Origin of the sequence: Sphaerotilus natans (genome assembly GCF_900156335.1) — a bacterium.
In the GTDB taxonomy this organism is placed as follows: domain Bacteria; phylum Pseudomonadota; class Gammaproteobacteria; order Burkholderiales; family Burkholderiaceae_C; genus Sphaerotilus; species Sphaerotilus natans.
This window is the reverse complement of sequence record NZ_FTMZ01000002.1, coordinates 191,885-208,175: the sequence shown is the minus strand read 5'-3', so window position 1 is coordinate 208,175 and position 16,291 is coordinate 191,885. Positions and strand designations below refer to the sequence as shown.

The 16,291-nt window shown below is 70.4% G+C and carries 15 protein-coding genes; 10 read left to right on the top strand and 5 right to left on the bottom strand.

All coding sequences use genetic code 11. The features are described 5' to 3' along the window. Positions 1-19: 19 nt before the first annotated feature. Positions 20-1,213 carry a phosphoglycerate kinase gene (locus tag BW996_RS02670; RefSeq protein ID WP_037481823.1) on the top strand — a complete coding sequence of 398 codons (1,194 nt, stop codon included), beginning with the start codon at positions 20-22 and terminating at the stop codon, positions 1,211-1,213. A gap of 255 nt (positions 1,214-1,468) precedes the next feature. On the opposite strand, the gene BW996_RS02665 is transcribed toward BW996_RS02670, so the two are convergent. Continuing rightward, positions 1,469-1,723 carry a DUF2442 domain-containing protein gene (locus BW996_RS02665; RefSeq protein WP_037481826.1) on the bottom strand — a complete coding sequence of 85 codons (255 nt, stop codon included), beginning with the start codon at positions 1,721-1,723 and terminating at the stop codon, positions 1,469-1,471. Continuing rightward, positions 1,716-1,982, bottom strand: a complete 267-nt coding sequence (locus BW996_RS02660) for a DUF4160 domain-containing protein (RefSeq protein WP_037481827.1) — start codon at positions 1,980-1,982, stop codon at positions 1,716-1,718. The genes BW996_RS02665 and BW996_RS02660 overlap by 8 nt, the downstream gene beginning before the upstream one ends. A gap of 287 nt (positions 1,983-2,269) precedes the next feature. Here BW996_RS02660 and BW996_RS02655 point away from each other — a divergent pair, with 287 nt between their 5' ends. The 5 genes from BW996_RS02655 to BW996_RS02635 all read left to right on the top strand — a co-directional run bounded on the left by BW996_RS02655 (position 2,270) and on the right by BW996_RS02635 (position 9,611). Continuing rightward, the gene (locus tag BW996_RS02655; RefSeq protein ID WP_037481830.1) at positions 2,270-4,573 is read left to right on the top strand and encodes an NADP-dependent malic enzyme; all 2,304 of its coding nucleotides are present in this window, start codon (positions 2,270-2,272) and stop codon (positions 4,571-4,573) included. Between the two features lie 69 nt (positions 4,574-4,642). Beyond that, a complete protein-coding gene (pyk, locus tag BW996_RS02650; protein WP_037481833.1) occupies positions 4,643-6,073 on the top strand; it encodes a pyruvate kinase in 1,431 nt (476 codons plus the stop codon). 257 nt (positions 6,074-6,330) lie between these two features. Beyond that, the gene (fba, locus tag BW996_RS02645; protein WP_037481836.1) at positions 6,331-7,395 is read left to right on the top strand and encodes a class II fructose-bisphosphate aldolase; all 1,065 of its coding nucleotides are present in this window, start codon (positions 6,331-6,333) and stop codon (positions 7,393-7,395) included. A 147-nt stretch (positions 7,396-7,542) separates the two neighbouring features. Then, positions 7,543-8,451 (top strand): phosphoribosylaminoimidazolesuccinocarboxamide synthase, encoded by a 909-nt coding sequence (locus BW996_RS02640; protein WP_037481839.1) that lies wholly within the window; start codon positions 7,543-7,545, stop codon positions 8,449-8,451. 50 nt (positions 8,452-8,501) lie between these two features. Then, positions 8,502-9,611 carry a hypothetical protein gene (locus BW996_RS02635; protein WP_139330713.1) on the top strand — a complete coding sequence of 370 codons (1,110 nt, stop codon included), beginning with the start codon at positions 8,502-8,504 and terminating at the stop codon, positions 9,609-9,611. Here BW996_RS02635 and BW996_RS02630 read toward each other — a convergent pair. Continuing rightward, positions 9,592-10,569 (bottom strand): tetratricopeptide repeat protein, encoded by a 978-nt coding sequence (locus BW996_RS02630; RefSeq protein WP_037481845.1) that lies wholly within the window; start codon positions 10,567-10,569, stop codon positions 9,592-9,594. The genes BW996_RS02635 and BW996_RS02630 overlap by 20 nt on opposite strands. A gap of 188 nt (positions 10,570-10,757) precedes the next feature. Between BW996_RS02630 and purE the strand changes: the two genes are divergently transcribed. Genes purE through BW996_RS02610 form a run of 4 tightly spaced genes read left to right on the top strand, consistent with a single transcriptional unit; the run spans position 10,758 to position 14,467 of the window. Beyond that, positions 10,758-11,234 carry a 5-(carboxyamino)imidazole ribonucleotide mutase gene (gene purE, locus BW996_RS02625; RefSeq protein WP_037481865.1) on the top strand — a complete coding sequence of 159 codons (477 nt, stop codon included), beginning with the start codon at positions 10,758-10,760 and terminating at the stop codon, positions 11,232-11,234. Then, positions 11,234-12,424: a 5-(carboxyamino)imidazole ribonucleotide synthase gene (locus tag BW996_RS02620; RefSeq protein ID WP_037481848.1), complete on the top strand. Its 1,191-nt coding sequence runs from the start codon at positions 11,234-11,236 to the stop codon at positions 12,422-12,424. The genes purE and BW996_RS02620 overlap by 1 nt, the downstream gene beginning before the upstream one ends. An 8-nt stretch (positions 12,425-12,432) precedes the next feature. Beyond that, entirely contained in the window at positions 12,433-13,485 is a 1,053-nt protein-coding gene (locus tag BW996_RS02615; RefSeq protein WP_037481850.1) for an L-threonylcarbamoyladenylate synthase, read from the top strand. 28 nt (positions 13,486-13,513) lie between these two features. Beyond that, positions 13,514-14,467, top strand: a complete 954-nt coding sequence (locus BW996_RS02610; protein WP_037481853.1) for an SGNH/GDSL hydrolase family protein — start codon at positions 13,514-13,516, stop codon at positions 14,465-14,467. 12 nt (positions 14,468-14,479) lie between these two features. Here the strand turns inward: BW996_RS02610 and BW996_RS02605 are convergent, their stop codons facing one another. Then, a complete protein-coding gene (locus BW996_RS02605; protein WP_037481867.1) occupies positions 14,480-14,746 on the bottom strand; it encodes a SemiSWEET transporter in 267 nt (88 codons plus the stop codon). Between the two features lie 17 nt (positions 14,747-14,763). After that, the gene (gene dacB / locus BW996_RS02600; protein WP_051632227.1) at positions 14,764-16,254 is read right to left on the bottom strand and encodes a D-alanyl-D-alanine carboxypeptidase/D-alanyl-D-alanine endopeptidase; all 1,491 of its coding nucleotides are present in this window, start codon (positions 16,252-16,254) and stop codon (positions 14,764-14,766) included. Positions 16,255-16,291 lie beyond the last annotated feature (37 nt).

Here is a 16,291-nt window from a genome sequence, read left to right as displayed (position 1 = left end):
TCCGCAACTGCGACCCACCATGAAAGTTCTCCGCCTCCAGGACCTGATCGCCGACGGCCAGATCGCCGGCAAGCGCGTCTTCATCCGTGCCGACCTGAACGTGCCGCAGGATGACGCGGGCAACATCACCGAAGACACCCGCATCCGCGCGTCCGTGCCCTGCGTGAAGATGGCGCTCGATGCCGGCGCCGCCGTGATGGTCACCAGCCACCTGGGCCGCCCGACCGAGGGCGAATTCAAGCCCGAGGACACGCTGGCGCCGGTGGCCGCGCGCATGAGCGAGCTGCTCGGCCGCGAGGTCAAGCTGGTGTCGAACTGGGTCGATGGCGTGGACGTGGCCCCGGGCCAGGTCGTCATGTTGGAAAACTGCCGCCTGAACAAGGGCGAGAAGAAGAACAAGGAAGACCTGGCGAAGAAGATGGCCGCGCTGTGCGACGTCTTCGTGCACGACGCCTTCGGCACCGCGCACCGCGCCGAGGCCTCGACCTACGGCATCGCCCAGTTCGCCCCGGTCGCCTGCGCCGGCCCGCTGCTGGCCGCCGAGATCGACGCCATCTCCAAGGCACTGGCCAACCCGAAGCGCCCGCTGGTGGCGATCGTCGCCGGCTCGAAGGTCTCGACCAAGCTGACCATCCTGAAGGCGCTGTCGGCCAACGTCGACGGCCTGATCGTCGGCGGCGGCATCGCCAACACCTTCATGCTGGCTGCCGGCCTGAAGATCGGCAAGTCGCTGGCCGAACCGGATCTGGTCGGCGAAGCCAAGGCCGTGATCGAGGCGATGGCCGCACGCGGCGCTGCCGTGCCGATTCCCGTCGACGTGGTCTGCGCCAAGACCTTCTCGGCCGACGCCGAAGCGACCGTCAAGGCCGCTTCTGAGGTCGCCGACGACGACCTGATCCTGGACATCGGCCCGAAGACCGCCGAGATCCTGGCCGCCCAGCTCAAGGCCGCCGGCACCATCGTCTGGAACGGTCCGGTCGGCGTGTTCGAGTTCGACGCCTTCGCCCGTGGCACCGAGACGCTGGCGCGCGCGATCGCCGAGTCCGAGGCCTTCTCGATTGCCGGCGGGGGCGACACCCTGGCGGCAATCGCCAAGTACGGCATCGAGAAGGACGTGGGCTACATCTCCACCGGCGGCGGCGCCTTCCTGGAGGTGCTGGAGGGCAAGACCCTGCCGGCGTTTGAGATCCTGGCGAAGCGGGCGGCTGGCTGATCACGTCCCAGACTCGACCTGTCCAGGCCGCCTTCGGGCGGCCTTTTTATTGACACTGCAGCTGCGTGAGCTTGCCGGAAATTCGCCTCTTTTCGAAAAATACGCGCAAGCAAGCGCGTTTTCTGGGAGGCAGGAAGGGTTCAGCGCGGGTGGCGGTGGACAACAAGCTGGACACATCGAAGGGCGAGCCGCCAAAGCCGTTGCCCAAACGGCGGCCGAGGTTCGTCGTCTGACCGGCCGCCCATGCCAGAAGGATCAGGCTGCCAAGCTCAGCGGATGGCTCAACTCGAACACCCGCGCCCCACTCAGTTCCAGCCCGTTCGGCCAGCAGACAGCGCCCGCTTCGACAAAGCAGCGCCGGAAGTAATCGGCCTGACGCAGTGGCTCCAGCAACGGTCCTTGACGCGTGAGCAGATAGGCCGCCCCGTCGAAACGTCCTCGTGCGCCGTTCGAGAAGGTCAGGACCAGTTCGAAGTCCCCTGCAGGGTCGAGGGTCAGCACTTTAATCACGGTCAGCTCCTTGGATGCGTTCCAGCGGCTCGAAGCGTTGTGCCCGATCCCAGTTGGCGCGCAGTTCGTCGCGGTGGGTGGCACACCATTCCTTGAGGATGGCGGCCACCTTGCGTGGCAGGTTGCCTTGGACCACCTCTCCGGTGTCGATGGCGATCAGTGCCTCGAAGCCTTGGTACTCCGCGTGGATGTGTGCGGGCGGGTGGTCGTCGTGCCACATCCGGACAATGATGCCGAAGAAGATGGCGATGGTGGGCATGGGCGGATTCTAGGCATCCGCGCTATCGGTGGCGCCGCTGTCGATGTGCAGTGCGCGTAGAGGCAGCCGCGCCGCAGGCTGGTTCCGCGCGCTCACGCCGGGCCTGTGTCGTTCTGGTACAGGGGCGTGTTTGGCGCATCTTCATGCATTTTCTGCATGAGCACTGCGGCTGGCGGCATGAACCCCGCTTTCAGGCCCTTTCACGCGGGAAGTACGCATGCGAGCAACTTTTGTCGGCAGTAATCTGCGCTCCCCTTGTTGATTTGTGTGCTTCAGGAGCGCCCTCGATGACCCAACCCTTGTCGCCCGCCGAACAGGCTCTGCATGATGCCGCGCTGGAATACCACCGTGCGCCGGTCCGGGGCAAGATCGCCGTCACCCCGCTCAAGCCGCTGATGAACCAGCGTGACTTGTCGCTGGCCTATTCGCCGGGCGTGGCCTATCCCTGCCTGGCCATCGAGCAGGATCCGTCCAAGGCGGCCGAGTACACCTCGCGCGGCAACCTGGTGGCCGTGGTCACCAACGGCACCGCGGTGCTGGGCCTGGGCGACATCGGCCCGCTGGCGTCCAAGCCGGTGATGGAGGGCAAGGGCTGCCTGTTCAAGAAGTTCGCCGGCATCGACGTGTTCGACATCGAGCTGGCCGAGCGCGATCCTGACAAGCTGGTCGAGATCATCGCCTCGCTGGAGCCGACGCTGGGCGGCATCAACCTCGAGGACATCAAGGCGCCCGAGTGCTTCTACATCGAGAAGAAGCTGCGCGAGCGCATGAAGATTCCCGTCTTCCACGACGACCAGCACGGCACCGCGATCATCTCGGGCGCGGCGCTGCTCAACGGCCTGGAGCTGGTCGGCAAGAAGATCGGCGAGGTCAAGATGGCGGTGTCGGGCGCCGGCGCGGCGGCGATCGCCTGCCTGGACCTGATGGTGGGCCTGGGCGTGAAGGTCGAGAACATCTTCGTCTGCGACTCCAAGGGCGTGATCCGCGAAGGTCGCGGCGACCGCCTCGACGAGTCCAAGCAGCGCTACTGCCAGAAGACCGAGGCCAGGACGCTGGCTGACGTGGTGCGCGACGCCGACGTCTTCCTGGGCTGCTCGGCCGCCGGCGTGCTGACCGCCGAGATGGTGGCCACGATGGCCGACAAGCCGATCATCCTGGCGCTGGCCAACCCCGAGCCGGAGATCCGCCCCGAGGTCGCCAAGGCCGCGCGTCCCGACTGCATCATCGCCACCGGCCGTTCGGACTATCCGAACCAGGTCAACAACGTCCTGTGCTTCCCCTACATCTTCCGCGGCGCGCTGGACTGCGGCGCCACGAAGATCACCGAGGCGATGAAGCTGGCCTGCGTGCGCGAGATCGCCGCGCTGGCCAAGGAGGAGACCAGCGACGAGGTCGCGGCCGCCTACGCTGGCCAGGACCTGAAGTTCGGCCCCGAGTACCTGATCCCGAAGCCGTTCGATGCGCGGCTGATCCTGCGCATCGCGCCGGCGGTGGCCGCGGCCGCGGTCGAGTCGGGGGTCGCCGAGCGCCCGATCGCCGACCTGGACGCCTACCGCGACTCGCTGACGCGCTACGTCTACCAGACCGGCATGTTCATGCGCCCGGTCTTCGCCACCGCCAAGGCCAATCCGGCGCGTGTCGTCTACGCCGAGGGCGAGGACGAGCGCGTGCTGCGCGCGGTGCAGGCGGTGCTGGCCGAAGGCATGGCCCGGCCCATCCTGGTGGGTCGCCCGGGCGTGATCGCCTCGCGCATCGAGCGCGCCGGCCTGCGCTTGAAGCCGGGCGTCGACTTCGAGGTGGTCAACCCCGAGGAAGACAGCCGCTTCCGTGCCTGCTGGGAGGAGTACCACCGCATCATGAAGCGCGACGGCGTCTCGGTCGAGGCCGCCAAGGCGGCGGTGCGCCGCTCGACGACGCTGATCGCGACCATGCTGCTCAAGCTCGGCCATGCCGACGCGATGCTCTGCGGCCTGCATGGCCGCTACGACACCCACTTCGAGTACGTGAAGAGCGTCATCGGCCAGAAGCCCGGCGCCAAGGTCTTCGCGACGATGAACGCGCTGATGCTGGAGGAGCACAACCTCTTCATCACCGACACCTTCATCAACGAGCAGCCCAGCGCCGAGGAACTGGCCGAGATCGCGCTGATGGCCGCCGACGAGGTGCGCCGCTTCGGCCTGCCGCCGAAGGTGGCCTTCCTGTCGCACTCGATGTTCGGCACTTCGCACCGGCCGTCGGCCAAGCGGGTGCGTGCCGCGCGCGATCTCTTCGTCGAGCGTGCCCCCGAGATCGAGTGCGACGGCGAGATGCACGGCGACGCGGCCCTGTCGGAGGCGATCCGCCGCAACATCCTGCCGGATTCCAGCCTGAGCGGGGCTGCCAACCTGCTGGTGCTGCCCAACATCGACGCCGCCAACATCCTGTTCAACGTGCTGAAGGTGACCGCCGGCAAGGGCGTGACGGTGGGGCCGATCCTGCTGGGCTCGGCCGCGCCGGTGCATATCCTGACGCCGTCGGCCTCGATGCGCCGGGTGGTCAACATGACCGCGCTGGCGGTGGCGGATGCGGCCGAAGCCCGGCGTTCTTCGTAACCACCTTGTACTGAACGGCGGTCGATAATCCCCGGACTCGAGATTTTTCGACACCCAGGAGACCGCCCGATGCCTCGCCACACCAAGATCGTCGCCACCCTCGGCCCCGCCTCGTCCGACCCGGCGGTGCTGGAGCGGATCATCCGCGCCGGGGTCGACGTTGTGCGGCTGAACTTCAGCCATGGCAAGGCGCAGGACCACATCGACCGCGCCACGCTGGTGCGCGAGGTCGCCGCCCGCGTCGGCAAGCCGGTGGCGATCATGGCCGACCTGCAGGGGCCGAAGATCCGCGTCGGCAAGTTCGCCGAAGGCAAGGTGATGCTGGAAGCCGGCGCGCCCTTCGTGCTTGATGCCTGCCGGACCGAGCCGGGCGATCTGGGCGGCGTGGGCCTCGACTACAAGGAACTGCCGCGCGACGTCCGTCCCGGCGACACGCTGCTGCTCAACGACGGCCTGATCGTTCTGGTCGTCGAGCTGGTGCGAGGCGACAAGGTCCACACCGTCGTCAAGATCGGCGGCGAGCTGTCCAACAACAAGGGCATCAACAAGCAGGGCGGGGGCCTGACCGCCCCGGCCCTGACCTCTAAGGACATGGAGGACATCAAGACCGCGATGTCCTTCCAGTGCGAATACCTGGCGGTGAGCTTCCCCAAGAGCGCCATCGACATGGAGATGGCGCGCCAGCTGGCCAACGTCGCCGGCGAGCCGTGGCGCCACAAGCCGGGCATGATCGCCAAGATCGAGCGCACCGAGGCCATCCCGCAGCTCGAGGCCATCCTGAAGGCCTCCGACGGCATCATGGTCGCGCGCGGCGACCTGGCCGTCGAGGTCGGCAACGCCGCGGTGCCGGCGCTGCAGAAGAAGATGATCCGCATGGCGCGCGAGATGGACAAGGTCGTCATCACCGCCACGCAGATGATGGAGTCGATGATCCAGAACCCGGTGCCGACCCGCGCCGAGGTGTCTGACGTCGCCAACGCGGTGCTCGACGGCACCGATGCGGTGATGCTCTCGGCCGAGACGGCCGCCGGCAAGTACCCGGTCGAGACAGTCGAGCAGATGGTGGCGATCGCCGAGGCGGCGGAGGCCGCCGAGGAAGTCCGCTTCGAGGCCGACATGGGCAGCCGCACCGTCGGCCGCATCGACCAGTCGATCGCGATGGGCGCGCTGTTCACCGCGCATCACCTGGGCTGCAAGGCCATTCTGGCGCTGACCGAATCGGGCTCGACCGCGCTGTGGATGAGCCGCCACCGCATCGACGTGCCGATCTACGCGCTGACGACGCAGCCGTTGTCCGAGCGCAAGATGGCGCTCTACCGCAACGTCCGCCCGATCCTGATGCCCAAGTTCGAGGACCGCGACACCGCGCTGGCTGCGGCCGAGCAGCTGCTGGTCGAGCGTGGCGTGCTGCGTCCTGGCGACACCTACGCGATCACCTGCGGTGAACCGATGGGGTACCCGGGCGGAACCAACATGCTGAAGGTCTGCCGCGTCGGCTGAGGACACGGACTCGCCCGCGGTCCGCGGGGGTGGCGATGTAACCCGGTGGGGGTGGCGTGTAACGCACCACCCTCGTTGTGCAAAATTGGCACGCATCGGGCCTCGTGCAAGGGGCCGCTTCAGCGGAAAACGCGCATCTGCACGATGGCGTGCCCGTAGAATCTCGGAAGTTTCAGGGTGGTTTCAGGGGTGTTCGACCCATCGGGTGCCCGGTCAGCCGCCCGCGCCGGTTTCCAGTCCCTTCTGAGGTTCTTCCCATGCCCCTCGTTTCCATGCGCCAGCTGCTGGACCATGCCGCCGAAAACGGCTATGGCATCCCGGCGTTCAACGTCAACAACCTCGAGCAGGTCCAGGCCGTGATGGCCGCCGCCGACGAGGTCGGTGCCCCGGTGATCCTGCAGGCCTCGGCCGGCGCGCGCAAGTACGCGGGCGAGCCCTTCATCAAGCACCTGATCCAGGCCGCGGCCGAGATGTATCCGCACATCCCGATGGTGATGCACCAGGATCACGGCACCAGCCCGAAAATCTGCGCCGGCGCGCTGGAGCTGGGCTTCGGCTCGGTGATGATGGACGGCTCGCTGCGTGAGGACGGCAAGACCCCGGCCGACTTCGGCTACAACGTCGACGTGACCCGCCAGGTCGTCGCGATGGCGCACAAGATCGGCGCCACCGTCGAGGGCGAGCTGGGCTGCCTGGGCAACCTCGAGACCGGTGACGCCGGCGAGGAAGACGGCATCGGCGCCGAGGGCAAGCTGGACCACAGCCAGATGCTGACCGACCCGGAAGAGGCCGCTCGCTTCGTCCAGGAAACCCAGCTGGACGCGCTGGCCATCGCCATCGGCACCAGCCACGGCGCCTACAAGTTCAGCCGCCCGCCCACCGGCGACATCCTGGCGATCTCCCGCGTCAAGGAAATCAATGCCCGCATCCCCAACACCCACCTGGTGATGCACGGCTCCTCGTCGGTGCCGCAGGACCTGCGCGCGATCATCAACCAGTACGGCGGCGCGATGAAGGAGACCTACGGCGTGCCGGTCTCCGAGATCCAGGAAGCCATCAAGTACGGCGTGCGCAAGATCAACATCGACACCGACATCCGCATGGCGATGACCGGCGCGGTGCGCAAGTTCCTGGCCGAGAACCCGGAAAAGTTCGACGCCCGCGAGTGGCTCAAGCCCGCCCGCGAAGCCGCCAAGGCGATCTGCAAGCAGCGCTACATGGAGTTCGGCTGCGAAGGCCAGGGCTCGCGCATCCAGGGCGTCTCGCTGGCCGTGATGGCCCAGAAGTACGCTGCCGGCGAGCTGGCGCAGAAGGTGCTCTGATCCCCGGAGTTCGCGCGGCCCGCTGCCGGGTGCCTGCGCGTTTTTCCTGATCCGACGGCCCGCCTCTGGCGGGCCGTTCTTCTTGGTACCCGGGGGCGCGCGCCTACAATCGGTCGGTTCCAAGACAGCCTCAGCCGAGTCCACGCCGTGACCATCGCCCTGCACAACTCCAGCCTCCACTCCCTGCCGCTGCTCGCGCGCGGCAAGGTGCGCGACAACTACGCCGTCGGCGAGGACCGCATCCTGATGGTCGCCACCGACCGGCTGTCGGCCTTCGACGTCATCATGGAAGAGCCGATTCCCGGCAAGGGCGCGCTGCTGACGCAGGTGGCGCTGTTCTGGTTCGATCGCCTGGGCCACATCGTCCCGAACCACCTGACCGGCGAGGATCCGCTGTCGGTCGTCGCCGACGACGAGAAGGACCAGGTCAGCGACCGCTCGATGCTGGTCAAGCGCCTGAAGCCGCTGCCGGTCGAGGCGGTGGTGCGCGGCTACCTGGCCGGCTCGGGCTGGAAGGAATACCAGGGCAGCCGCTCGGTCTGCGGCGTGGCGCTGCCCGAGGGCCTGACCAACGCGGCCAAGCTGCCCGCGCCGATCTTCACGCCGGCCACCAAGGCCGACGTCGGCGACCACGACGAGAACATCAGCTTCGACCGCATGGTCGAGATCATCGGTCGCGAGCTGGCCGAGCAGGTGCGCGACATCTCGATCCGCCTGTACACCACCGCGGCCGAGCATGCGCTGACCCGCGGCATCATCATCGCCGACACCAAGTTCGAGTTCGGCCTCGACGAGAACGACACGCTGGTGCTGATGGACGAGGTGCTGACGCCCGACTCCTCGCGCTACTGGCCGGTCGAGCACTACGCCGCGGCGCTGGCCGCCGGCGAGAACCCGCCCAGCTTCGACAAGCAGTACCTGCGCGACTGGCTCGAGGCGGTGCGCATCGACGGCCAGCCCTGGGGCAAGGTCAAGCCGGCGCCGGCGCTGCCCGCCGAGGTGATCGAGCACACCGCGGCCAAGTACCGCGAGGCCCTCGAGCGCCTGATGGGCTGAGCCGGCGCACCCGGACGGATCCCGATCGCCCGCCGGCAGGTGAAGCGATGATGAACCGGCTGCTGTCCCGGCTCGATGATGCGATCGCCGCCTCGCGCCTGCCGCGCGAGGTGCCGCTGCTGCGCGCCGAGCGTGCGGTGGTGCTGGCGCGGCTCGGCGAGCTGGACCGCATGCGCCAGGAGGTGGCCACGCTCAGGGCCTCGCCCGAGATGCTGACGATGCCGGTGCTCAACGCCTGGCTGCTGCTGGCCGAGGGGCTGGGCGACTTCTACGCGGACCTGTCGCTGCGCTCGCACGAGCGCGTGCGCCGCTCGCTGGCGCTGGGCAAGACCGCGCGCAACGCGCGGGTGCAGTCGCTGGCGGCGGCCTGGCTGGCGCATCTGGATTTCTATGTGCGCGACGACGCGTCGGCGCTCGAGCATGTCGCGCTGGCGCTCAAGCTGGCGCGTGCCGATCATCACGGCGCGCGCTCGCGCGCCAGCCTGGTGGTGGCGGGCATGCTGCACTACGCGCGCCGGGACGAGGAATCCCAGGCCTGGTACGCCCTGGCGCGCCGCCACGCCACCACCGAGGGCGACGGCGCCGCGCTCAGCTCCATCATGTATAACATGGCCTTCCTGCGGGTGCTCGACGCCCGGGTGGCCGATCTGCGCGATCCCGGTGGCTGCCCGGAAGGCGTGCTGCGCCGCGCGGTGCTGGGCACCGAGTCCTCGGTGCATCTGGACCGCAGCGTGCAGACCCGTGCGCTCAGCAACCATCCGCCGATGCGCCGGGCGCAGATCCTGCTGCTGACCGGCGAGTTCGAGGCCGCGCTGGCGCTCTACGAAGAGCACACCCGCAAGGCGCTCGAGGAGGGGCTCGGCGTCTCGGAAAGCGTGTTCCGTGCCGATCAGGCCTGGTGCCTGGCGATGCTTGGCCGCAGCGACGCGGCGCTGCGCACCGCCCGCGATGCCGAGGCCGCGCTCCATGGTGCCGTCGAGCCCGAGGATCTGGTCATCGCCCACGGCATGCTCGAGCGGGTCTTCCGCCGGCTCGGTCTCGACGAGGTGGCCGCGATCCATGCGGACCGCGGCGCGGCGCACTACCGCGTCTACAGCGATCGCATCGCGGCGCTGCTGGCCGGGCTGGACCGGCTGGGGCTCAGAACAGCACCATGCTGAGCTTGCGGCGGTAGCTGTCGATCACCGGGTCGCCCGGCACGACCACCGCCTTGCCGGCGATCTCGACGGCGCCCTTCTTGGCTTCCGGCGTCGCGGCCTTCGGGGCCGGCTTGCTCATCAGCTCCAGGATGGCGACATAGGTCTTGCGCGCCAGGCCGTCGCTCCAGCCCTTGTCGCGCATCAGGATCTCGAGCAGCTCGTCCATCGCCTCGGTCATCGCGCCGGCGGCGAAGAAGTGGCGGGCCAGCTCCAGCCGGGCGGCGAAGTCGCGCGGCGTGGCGGCGATGGCCGCGCGCAGCGCCTCGGGGCTGCGGCCGGCGGCGCGGGCGTCGCGCACCGCCTCGGCGGCCAGCAGCCCGTGCTCGAGCGCGGCGAAGCGCGCATCGGCCAGCGCGCGCGGCGCCACCTGCGCGTAGGCCTGGCGGGCCTCGGCCAGCGCCGCGTCGTCGTGGCGGGCCAGGCCCAGCAGCACCTTCAGGTAGTCGATCCAGGCGACGTCGTTGGCCGGATCGGTCTCGACCGCGGCGCGCAGGCGCTCCAGCACCGCGTGAATGTCCGGCTTGTCGCTGGCGAGCATCTGCTCGGCCTCCTCGACCTCCTCCTCGGCCTCGACCTGCTCGGGCGTGGCCACATGCTTGGCGAGGAACTCGCGGATCTGTGCCTCGGGAATCGCGCCGACGAAGCCGTCGACCGGCTGGCCCTGCGCGAACATCACGCAGAAGGGGATCGAGCGCACGCCGAACATCTGGCTGAGCTGGCCGGCGATCTCCGGCACCTCGTCGGCGTTGAGCTTGGCCAGCACGAAGCCACCGGCGTATTCGGTCTCGAGCTTCTCGAGCACCGGGCCGAGCTGCTTGCACGGGCCGCACCACGGCGCCCAGATGTCGAGCAGCACCGGCTGCTGCATCGAGGCCTGGATCAGTTCGGATTCGAAGTTCTGGAGGGTGATGTCGATCATCGCGGCACCTGGTGGGCGGCATGCGCGCGGCGCATGCGCAGGGGTCTGGTCGGACGGGTCTGGCCGGTTCATCTGAGGGCGGCGCGGGGGAAAAGCAAGTCCGGCGCGGCCGGCACGCCTAAAATCCCTCCTTTGCCCAAGCCCGGAGCCCCGCCTTGAACAGCGCCTCGCCCGTGGTCGGCATCGTCATGGGGTCCAACAGCGACTGGGACACCATGAAGAACGCCGCCCAGATTCTCGCCGACTTCGGCGTGCCCTTCGAAGCCCAGGTCGTCTCGGCGCACCGCATGCCCGACGACATGTTCCGCTACGCCGAGCGCGCGCGCTCGCGCGGCCTGCAGGCCATCATCGCCGGCGCCGGCGGCGCGGCCCACCTGCCGGGCATGCTCGCGGCCAAGACGCCGGTGCCGGTGCTCGGCGTGCCGGTGGCCAGCCGCCACCTGCAGGGCGTGGATTCGCTGCATTCCATCGTGCAGATGCCCAAGGGCGTGCCGGTGGCGACCTTCGCCATCGGCGTGGCTGGCGCGGCCAACGCGGCGCTGTTCGCGGTGGCGCTGCTGGCCAACCACGACGAGCGGCTGCGCGCCGAGCTCGACGCCTTCCGTGCCCGCCAGACCGAAGCCGCCCGCGCGATGGAGCTGACACCGCTGGAGGGCCAGGGCTGATGAGCACCCGACTGCTGCCCGGCGACCGCGCCGCGGCCGATCCCGAACGCGCCCTGACGCTGGGCGTCATGGGCGGCGGCCAGCTCGGCCGGATGTTCGTCCACGCCGCGCAGCAGCTCGGCTTCCGCACCGCGGTGCTCGACCCGGACGCGACCAGCCCGGCCGGGCTGGTCGCGCACGCGCATGTGCAGGCCGAATACCTCGACGAGGCCGGTCTGCAGGCGCTGGCTGACACCGCCGACGCGATCACCACCGAATTCGAGAACGTGCCGGCCGAGGCGCTGCGCCGGCTGGCCGCGCGCCGCCCGGTGGCGCCCTCGGGCGACGCGGTGGCGGTCTGCCAGGACCGAGCCGCCGAGAAGGCGCACTTCGTCGGCTGCGGCGTGCCGGTGGCCCCGCATGCGGTGATCGCCGACGAGGCGACGCTGGCCGCGGTGTCCGACGACCTGCTGCCCGGCATCCTGAAGACCGCCCGCCTGGGCTATGACGGCAAGGGTCAGATCCGGGTGGCCGACCGCGCCGCGCTGGAGGCCGGCTGGGCCGAGCTTGGGCGCGTGACCTGCGTGCTGGAGAAGCGCCTGCCGCTGGCCTTCGAGGTCAGCGTGATCGTGGCGCGCGGGCGTGACGGCCGCGTCGTCGCCTTCCCGCTGCAGCAGAACCTGCACCGCGACGGCATCCTGGCGGTGACGACGGTGCCCGCGCCGGCCGGCACGCCCGCGCTGGAGGCCGAGGCCATCGGCTGCGCCGCGCGCATCGCCGCCGACCTGGGCTATGTCGGCGTGCTGTGCATCGAGTTCTTCATCCTGGAGGACGGCTCGCTGGTCGCCAACGAGATGGCGCCGCGCCCGCACAACTCCGGCCACCACACCATCGACTCCTGCGACCTGTCGCAGTTCGATCTGCAGGTGCGCACGATGGCCGGCCTGCCGCTGGCCAAGCCGCGGCTGCATTCGCCCACCGTGATGCTGAACCTGCTGGGTGACCTCTGGTTCGACGCCGCGGGCGCGGAGCGCACGCCCGACTGGGCCGAGGTGCTGGCGCTGCCCGGCGCGAACCTGCATCTGTATGGCAAGGAATCGGCGCGGCGCGGCCGCAAGATGGGCCACCTGACGATCACCGGCGCGACGCCGGCGGCCGCGCGCGAGACCGCGCTGCAGGCCGCGGCGCTGCTGGGCATCGCGCCGTTCTGAGCCACGCCATGCCGCGCCTGCTCGACGCCACGACGCCCGAAGGGCTGACCGTCGCCGTGACCGAGGCCGCCCGGCGGCTGGCCGCCGGCGAGCTGGTCGCGCTGCCGACCGAGACGGTCTACGGCCTGGGCGCCCGCGCCGACCAGGCCGGGGCGGTCGCGAAGATCTTTGCCGCCAAGGGCCGCCCGAGCGATCACCCGCTGATCGTGCATGTGGCCGATGTTGCCGGGGCGGAGGTCTTCGCCCGCGACGGCGCGCTGCCCGAGGTGGCGCGCCGGCTGATGGCCGCGTTCTGGCCGGGGCCGATGACGGTGATCGTGCCGCGCCGCGCCGACCTGGCGGCCGAGGCGGCGGGCGGGCAGGACACCGTGGGCCTGCGCTGCCCCGATCACCCGGTCGCGCTGGCGCTGCTGCGCGAGGCGGCCGGCCTGGGCGTGCCCGGCGTGGCCGCGCCCAGCGCCAACCGCTTCGGCCGCGTCAGCCCGACGCAGGCCGCGCATGTGGTGTCCGAGTTCGCGGGGCAGCCCGGCCAGGAGGACCTGCTGGTGCTCGACGGTGGCGCCTGCGAGGTCGGCATCGAATCGACCATCATCGACTGCAGCCGCGACCACGGCCGGCCGGTGCTGCTGCGTCCCGGTCGGCTGACGGTGGCCGAGATCGAGGCCGCCGCCGGCCAGGTGCTGGTGGCCAGGGACGGCTCGGCGCCGCGTGCGTCGGGCACGCTGGAGGCGCATTACGCACCGACCGCGAAGGTGCGGCTGATGACGGCCGCGCAGATCGACGCGGCGCTGACGGTGTGGGGCGCGACGGCCGCCCCGCTCAAGGGCGCGACATCTTCCGCACCGACGCTGGCGGTATATTCCCGCAGCGCCCGCGCCGCGGTCGCCGGCACGGTGCTGCGCCGGATGCCGGCGGATGCGGCGGCGGCCGCGCACGCGCTGTTCGCCGACCTGCGCGCGCTCGATGCCAGCGGCGCGCCGCTGATCTGGGTCGAGACGCCGCCGGACGATGCCGCCTGGGATGGCGTGCGCGACCGGCTGCAGCGCGCCGCCGCGGCCTGAGCGCTGAGAACCCCTCGCTGGAGATTGCATGAGAGTCCTGAAGTCCATCCTCGTCCCGGCGGCCCTGGCCGCGCTGCTGGCCGCCTGCGGCGGCTCCGAGCGGGTCGAGGACTATGTGCCGACGAAGCTGGTCGCCTTTGGCGACGAGCTCAGCGTCATCAACAGCGACGGCAGCAAATACAGCGTCAACGCGCTGAAGACCAATTCGACCGAACTGGACTGCGCGACCTACCCGGTCTGGCCGCAGGCGGTGGCCTCGGGCTATGGCCTGGTCTTCCCGCAGTGCAACAGCTCCGGCGTGCTGACCACCTCGGCCGAGATGAAGGCGGTGGCGGGCGCGAAGGTCGCCGACGTGGTCGCTGCGGTGCAGGCCTACCAGGGCACGACCGGCTTCACCCGCGCCACGCTGGTCACGCTGATGGCCGGCCAGAACGACATCCTGGCGGCCTATGCCGACTGGGTGGCTGGCACGCTGACCCGCGCCCAGGCCACCGCACAGGTCGCGGCGGCCGGCAAGACGCTGGGCACGCTGGTCAACACCATCACCGCGTCGGGCAATGGCGGCCGCGTGCTCTACGCCACGCCGCCCAACATCGGCTACTCGCCGTTCGCTGCGTCCGAGGTGGCCAGCTCCGGCTCGGAAGACCGCCGCACGATGCTGCGCGAGCTGACGGCCGCCTTCGTCGAGGCGATGCGTCTGGCCGTCACCAATGATGGCGCCTACGCTGCGCTCATCACTGCCGACCAGCTGACGGTCAGCATGGCCACGAACACCAATCTCTCGGCCTACGCGCTGACCAACAACACCGAGGCGGCCTGCACCGTCACGCCGCTGACCTCGTGCACCGTGGCCACGCTGGTGTCGGGCGCGGCGTCCAGCGGCACCACCTACCTGTGGGCCGACGCCAAGGTGCCGGGCCCGAACTGGCAGGCCCGCGTCGGCAGCGCCGCGCTGAGCCGCGCCCGCAACAATCCGTTCTGAGCGATCTTCGGCTCAGGCCGGCCGGCGGCCGAACCAGAGCTTCATGCCCAGGATCGACGCCGCCAGCGCCAGCGTCAGCGCGTTGGCGATGATGACCGGCCAGGCGCCGAGCGTCAGCCCGTAGACCAGCCACAGCCCGACGCCGAGCGTGAAGGCGCTGTACATCGACAGCGAGATGCCGCTGACATCGCGGGTGCGCAGCGTCAGCAGCGCCTGCGGCAGGAAGGACAGCGTCGTCAGCAGCGCGGCGACGAGGCCGATCAGCTCGTTCAGGGGCAAGGCGGTCGGGTCGAGGCTCACGGGGAATCCTTCGGGGCAGAGAGAGCGTGCGGGCCGGGGCGGGAGAGATCGTCGGCGGCCCAGCGCACGATCTCGTCGAGCACGGCGCGCGCCTGGGCGCCGCCGGCCTTCGGATGATTCAGGATGGCGACCAGCGCATGGCGGCGGCCGTCGTCGCCGTGCACATAGCCGGCGATGGCCGCCACGCCGTCGAGCGTGCCGGTCTTCAGGTGCGCGCGGCCGCTGGCGCCGGTCATTCGGCGCGCGGTGGTCTCGATGCCGGCCACCGGCAGCGAGGCCAGCAGCTCCGGCATCCACGGCTGGCGCCAGGCCCACTGCAGCAGCCGGCCCAGGCAGCGCGGCGTGATGCGTTCCTGGCGTGACAGGCCCGAGCCGTTGTCGATCACCAGCTCGCCCTCGCGGCAGCCGCGTGCCAGCGCCAGCGCCTGCACCTCGGCCCGGGCGGCCTCGAAGGTGGCGGGCTGCGCCGGCTGACCCGGGGCCAGCGCCAGCAGCACCTGCTGCGCGATCATGTTGTTGCTGTGCTTGTTCATGTCGCGCAGCACCTCGGGCAGGACCGGCGAGCGCCATTCGGTCAGCACGGTCGCGCCGGCCGGCGTGAGGCCTTCGCGCACCCGGCCCTGCAGACGGCCGCCCAGCGCTCGCCACTGCGCCTCGATCGCGCGGGCGGCAAAGCCGGCCGGCAGCGGATCCGGGAAGGCGACCGGCCAGCTGCGTTCGCCGCAGGTCGCCGGGAAACTGCCGGTCAGCCGGGGGCGCGACAGATCGGCAAAATCCGGCGCCAGCTGCGCACGCCAGTCCTGGCAGTCGCCGCCGGCCAGCGGCACGGTCTCGGGCCACTGCACGCCGGCCAGCGGCAGATCGACCGCGATGCGCGCCACGCCACGCGTCGGATCGGGCCGCAGCGTCAGCATCACGCTGCGGTGCGCCACCATCAGCGCGTCCGGTCCGACGTTGTAGGGCCGCAGCGGCTGGCCGTCGAAGGCCGCCGGATCATGGGCGGGCAGGGCGTAGGCGCTGCGGTCGAGAATCAGGTCGCCGTCGATCGTGGCGCCACCGGCGTCCATCGCCTGACGCAGCAGCGGTGCCAGCCGCTCGGCGGTCAGACGCGGATCGCCGCTGCCGCGCAGGATGCGGTCCGGCCCGGCCGCCAGCACCGTCGTTGGCCACTGGAAGACCGGGCCGAGCCGGTCCAGCGCCGCGATGCCGGTCACCAGCTTCATCACCGAGGCGGGTGCGGCCATCTCGGCCGGGCGCAGCGCCAGCCGGGCCTCGCCGCCCTCGGCCGGTGCGACCCAGGCCGACAGCGCCCCCGGCTCGATGCGTGCGCGCTCGAGCGCGGCCCGCACGCCTGCGGGCAGGGCCTCGACGCTCGTGGCGGCGGGCTCGGCCTGCACGCTGCAGGACGTGGCGGCCAGCAGCAGCGGCAGCACGGTCAGCAGCGGGCGCAGTCCGGCGCGAAGCCGGGTTGAAGGCAGGGCGGGCATGGGGAGGAATCAGGGAAAGCCCTGATGATACGGATCA

Bases quoted from the DNA above. Each gene is read 5' to 3' on its own strand.
- BW996_RS02670 (WP_037481823.1), top strand. From the start codon at position 20: ATGAAAGTTCTCCGCCTCCAGGACCTGATCGCCGACGGCCAGATCGCC.
- BW996_RS02660 (WP_037481827.1), bottom strand. From the start codon at position 1,982: ATGCCCACCATCGCCATCTTCTTCGGCATCATTGTCCGGATGTGGCAC.
- BW996_RS02655 (WP_037481830.1), top strand. From the start codon at position 2,270: ATGACCCAACCCTTGTCGCCCGCCGAACAGGCTCTGCATGATGCCGCG.
- pyk (WP_037481833.1), top strand. From the start codon at position 4,643: ATGCCTCGCCACACCAAGATCGTCGCCACCCTCGGCCCCGCCTCGTCC.
- fba (WP_037481836.1), top strand. From the start codon at position 6,331: ATGCCCCTCGTTTCCATGCGCCAGCTGCTGGACCATGCCGCCGAAAAC.
- BW996_RS02635 (WP_139330713.1), top strand. From the start codon at position 8,502: ATGAACCGGCTGCTGTCCCGGCTCGATGATGCGATCGCCGCCTCGCGC.
- BW996_RS02630 (WP_037481845.1), bottom strand. From the start codon at position 10,569: ATGATCGACATCACCCTCCAGAACTTCGAATCCGAACTGATCCAGGCC.
- purE (WP_037481865.1), top strand. From the start codon at position 10,758: ATGGGGTCCAACAGCGACTGGGACACCATGAAGAACGCCGCCCAGATT.
- BW996_RS02620 (WP_037481848.1), top strand. From the start codon at position 11,234: ATGAGCACCCGACTGCTGCCCGGCGACCGCGCCGCGGCCGATCCCGAA.
- BW996_RS02615 (WP_037481850.1), top strand. From the start codon at position 12,433: ATGCCGCGCCTGCTCGACGCCACGACGCCCGAAGGGCTGACCGTCGCC.
- BW996_RS02610 (WP_037481853.1), top strand. From the start codon at position 13,514: ATGAGAGTCCTGAAGTCCATCCTCGTCCCGGCGGCCCTGGCCGCGCTG.
- dacB (WP_051632227.1), bottom strand. From the start codon at position 16,254: ATGCCCGCCCTGCCTTCAACCCGGCTTCGCGCCGGACTGCGCCCGCTG.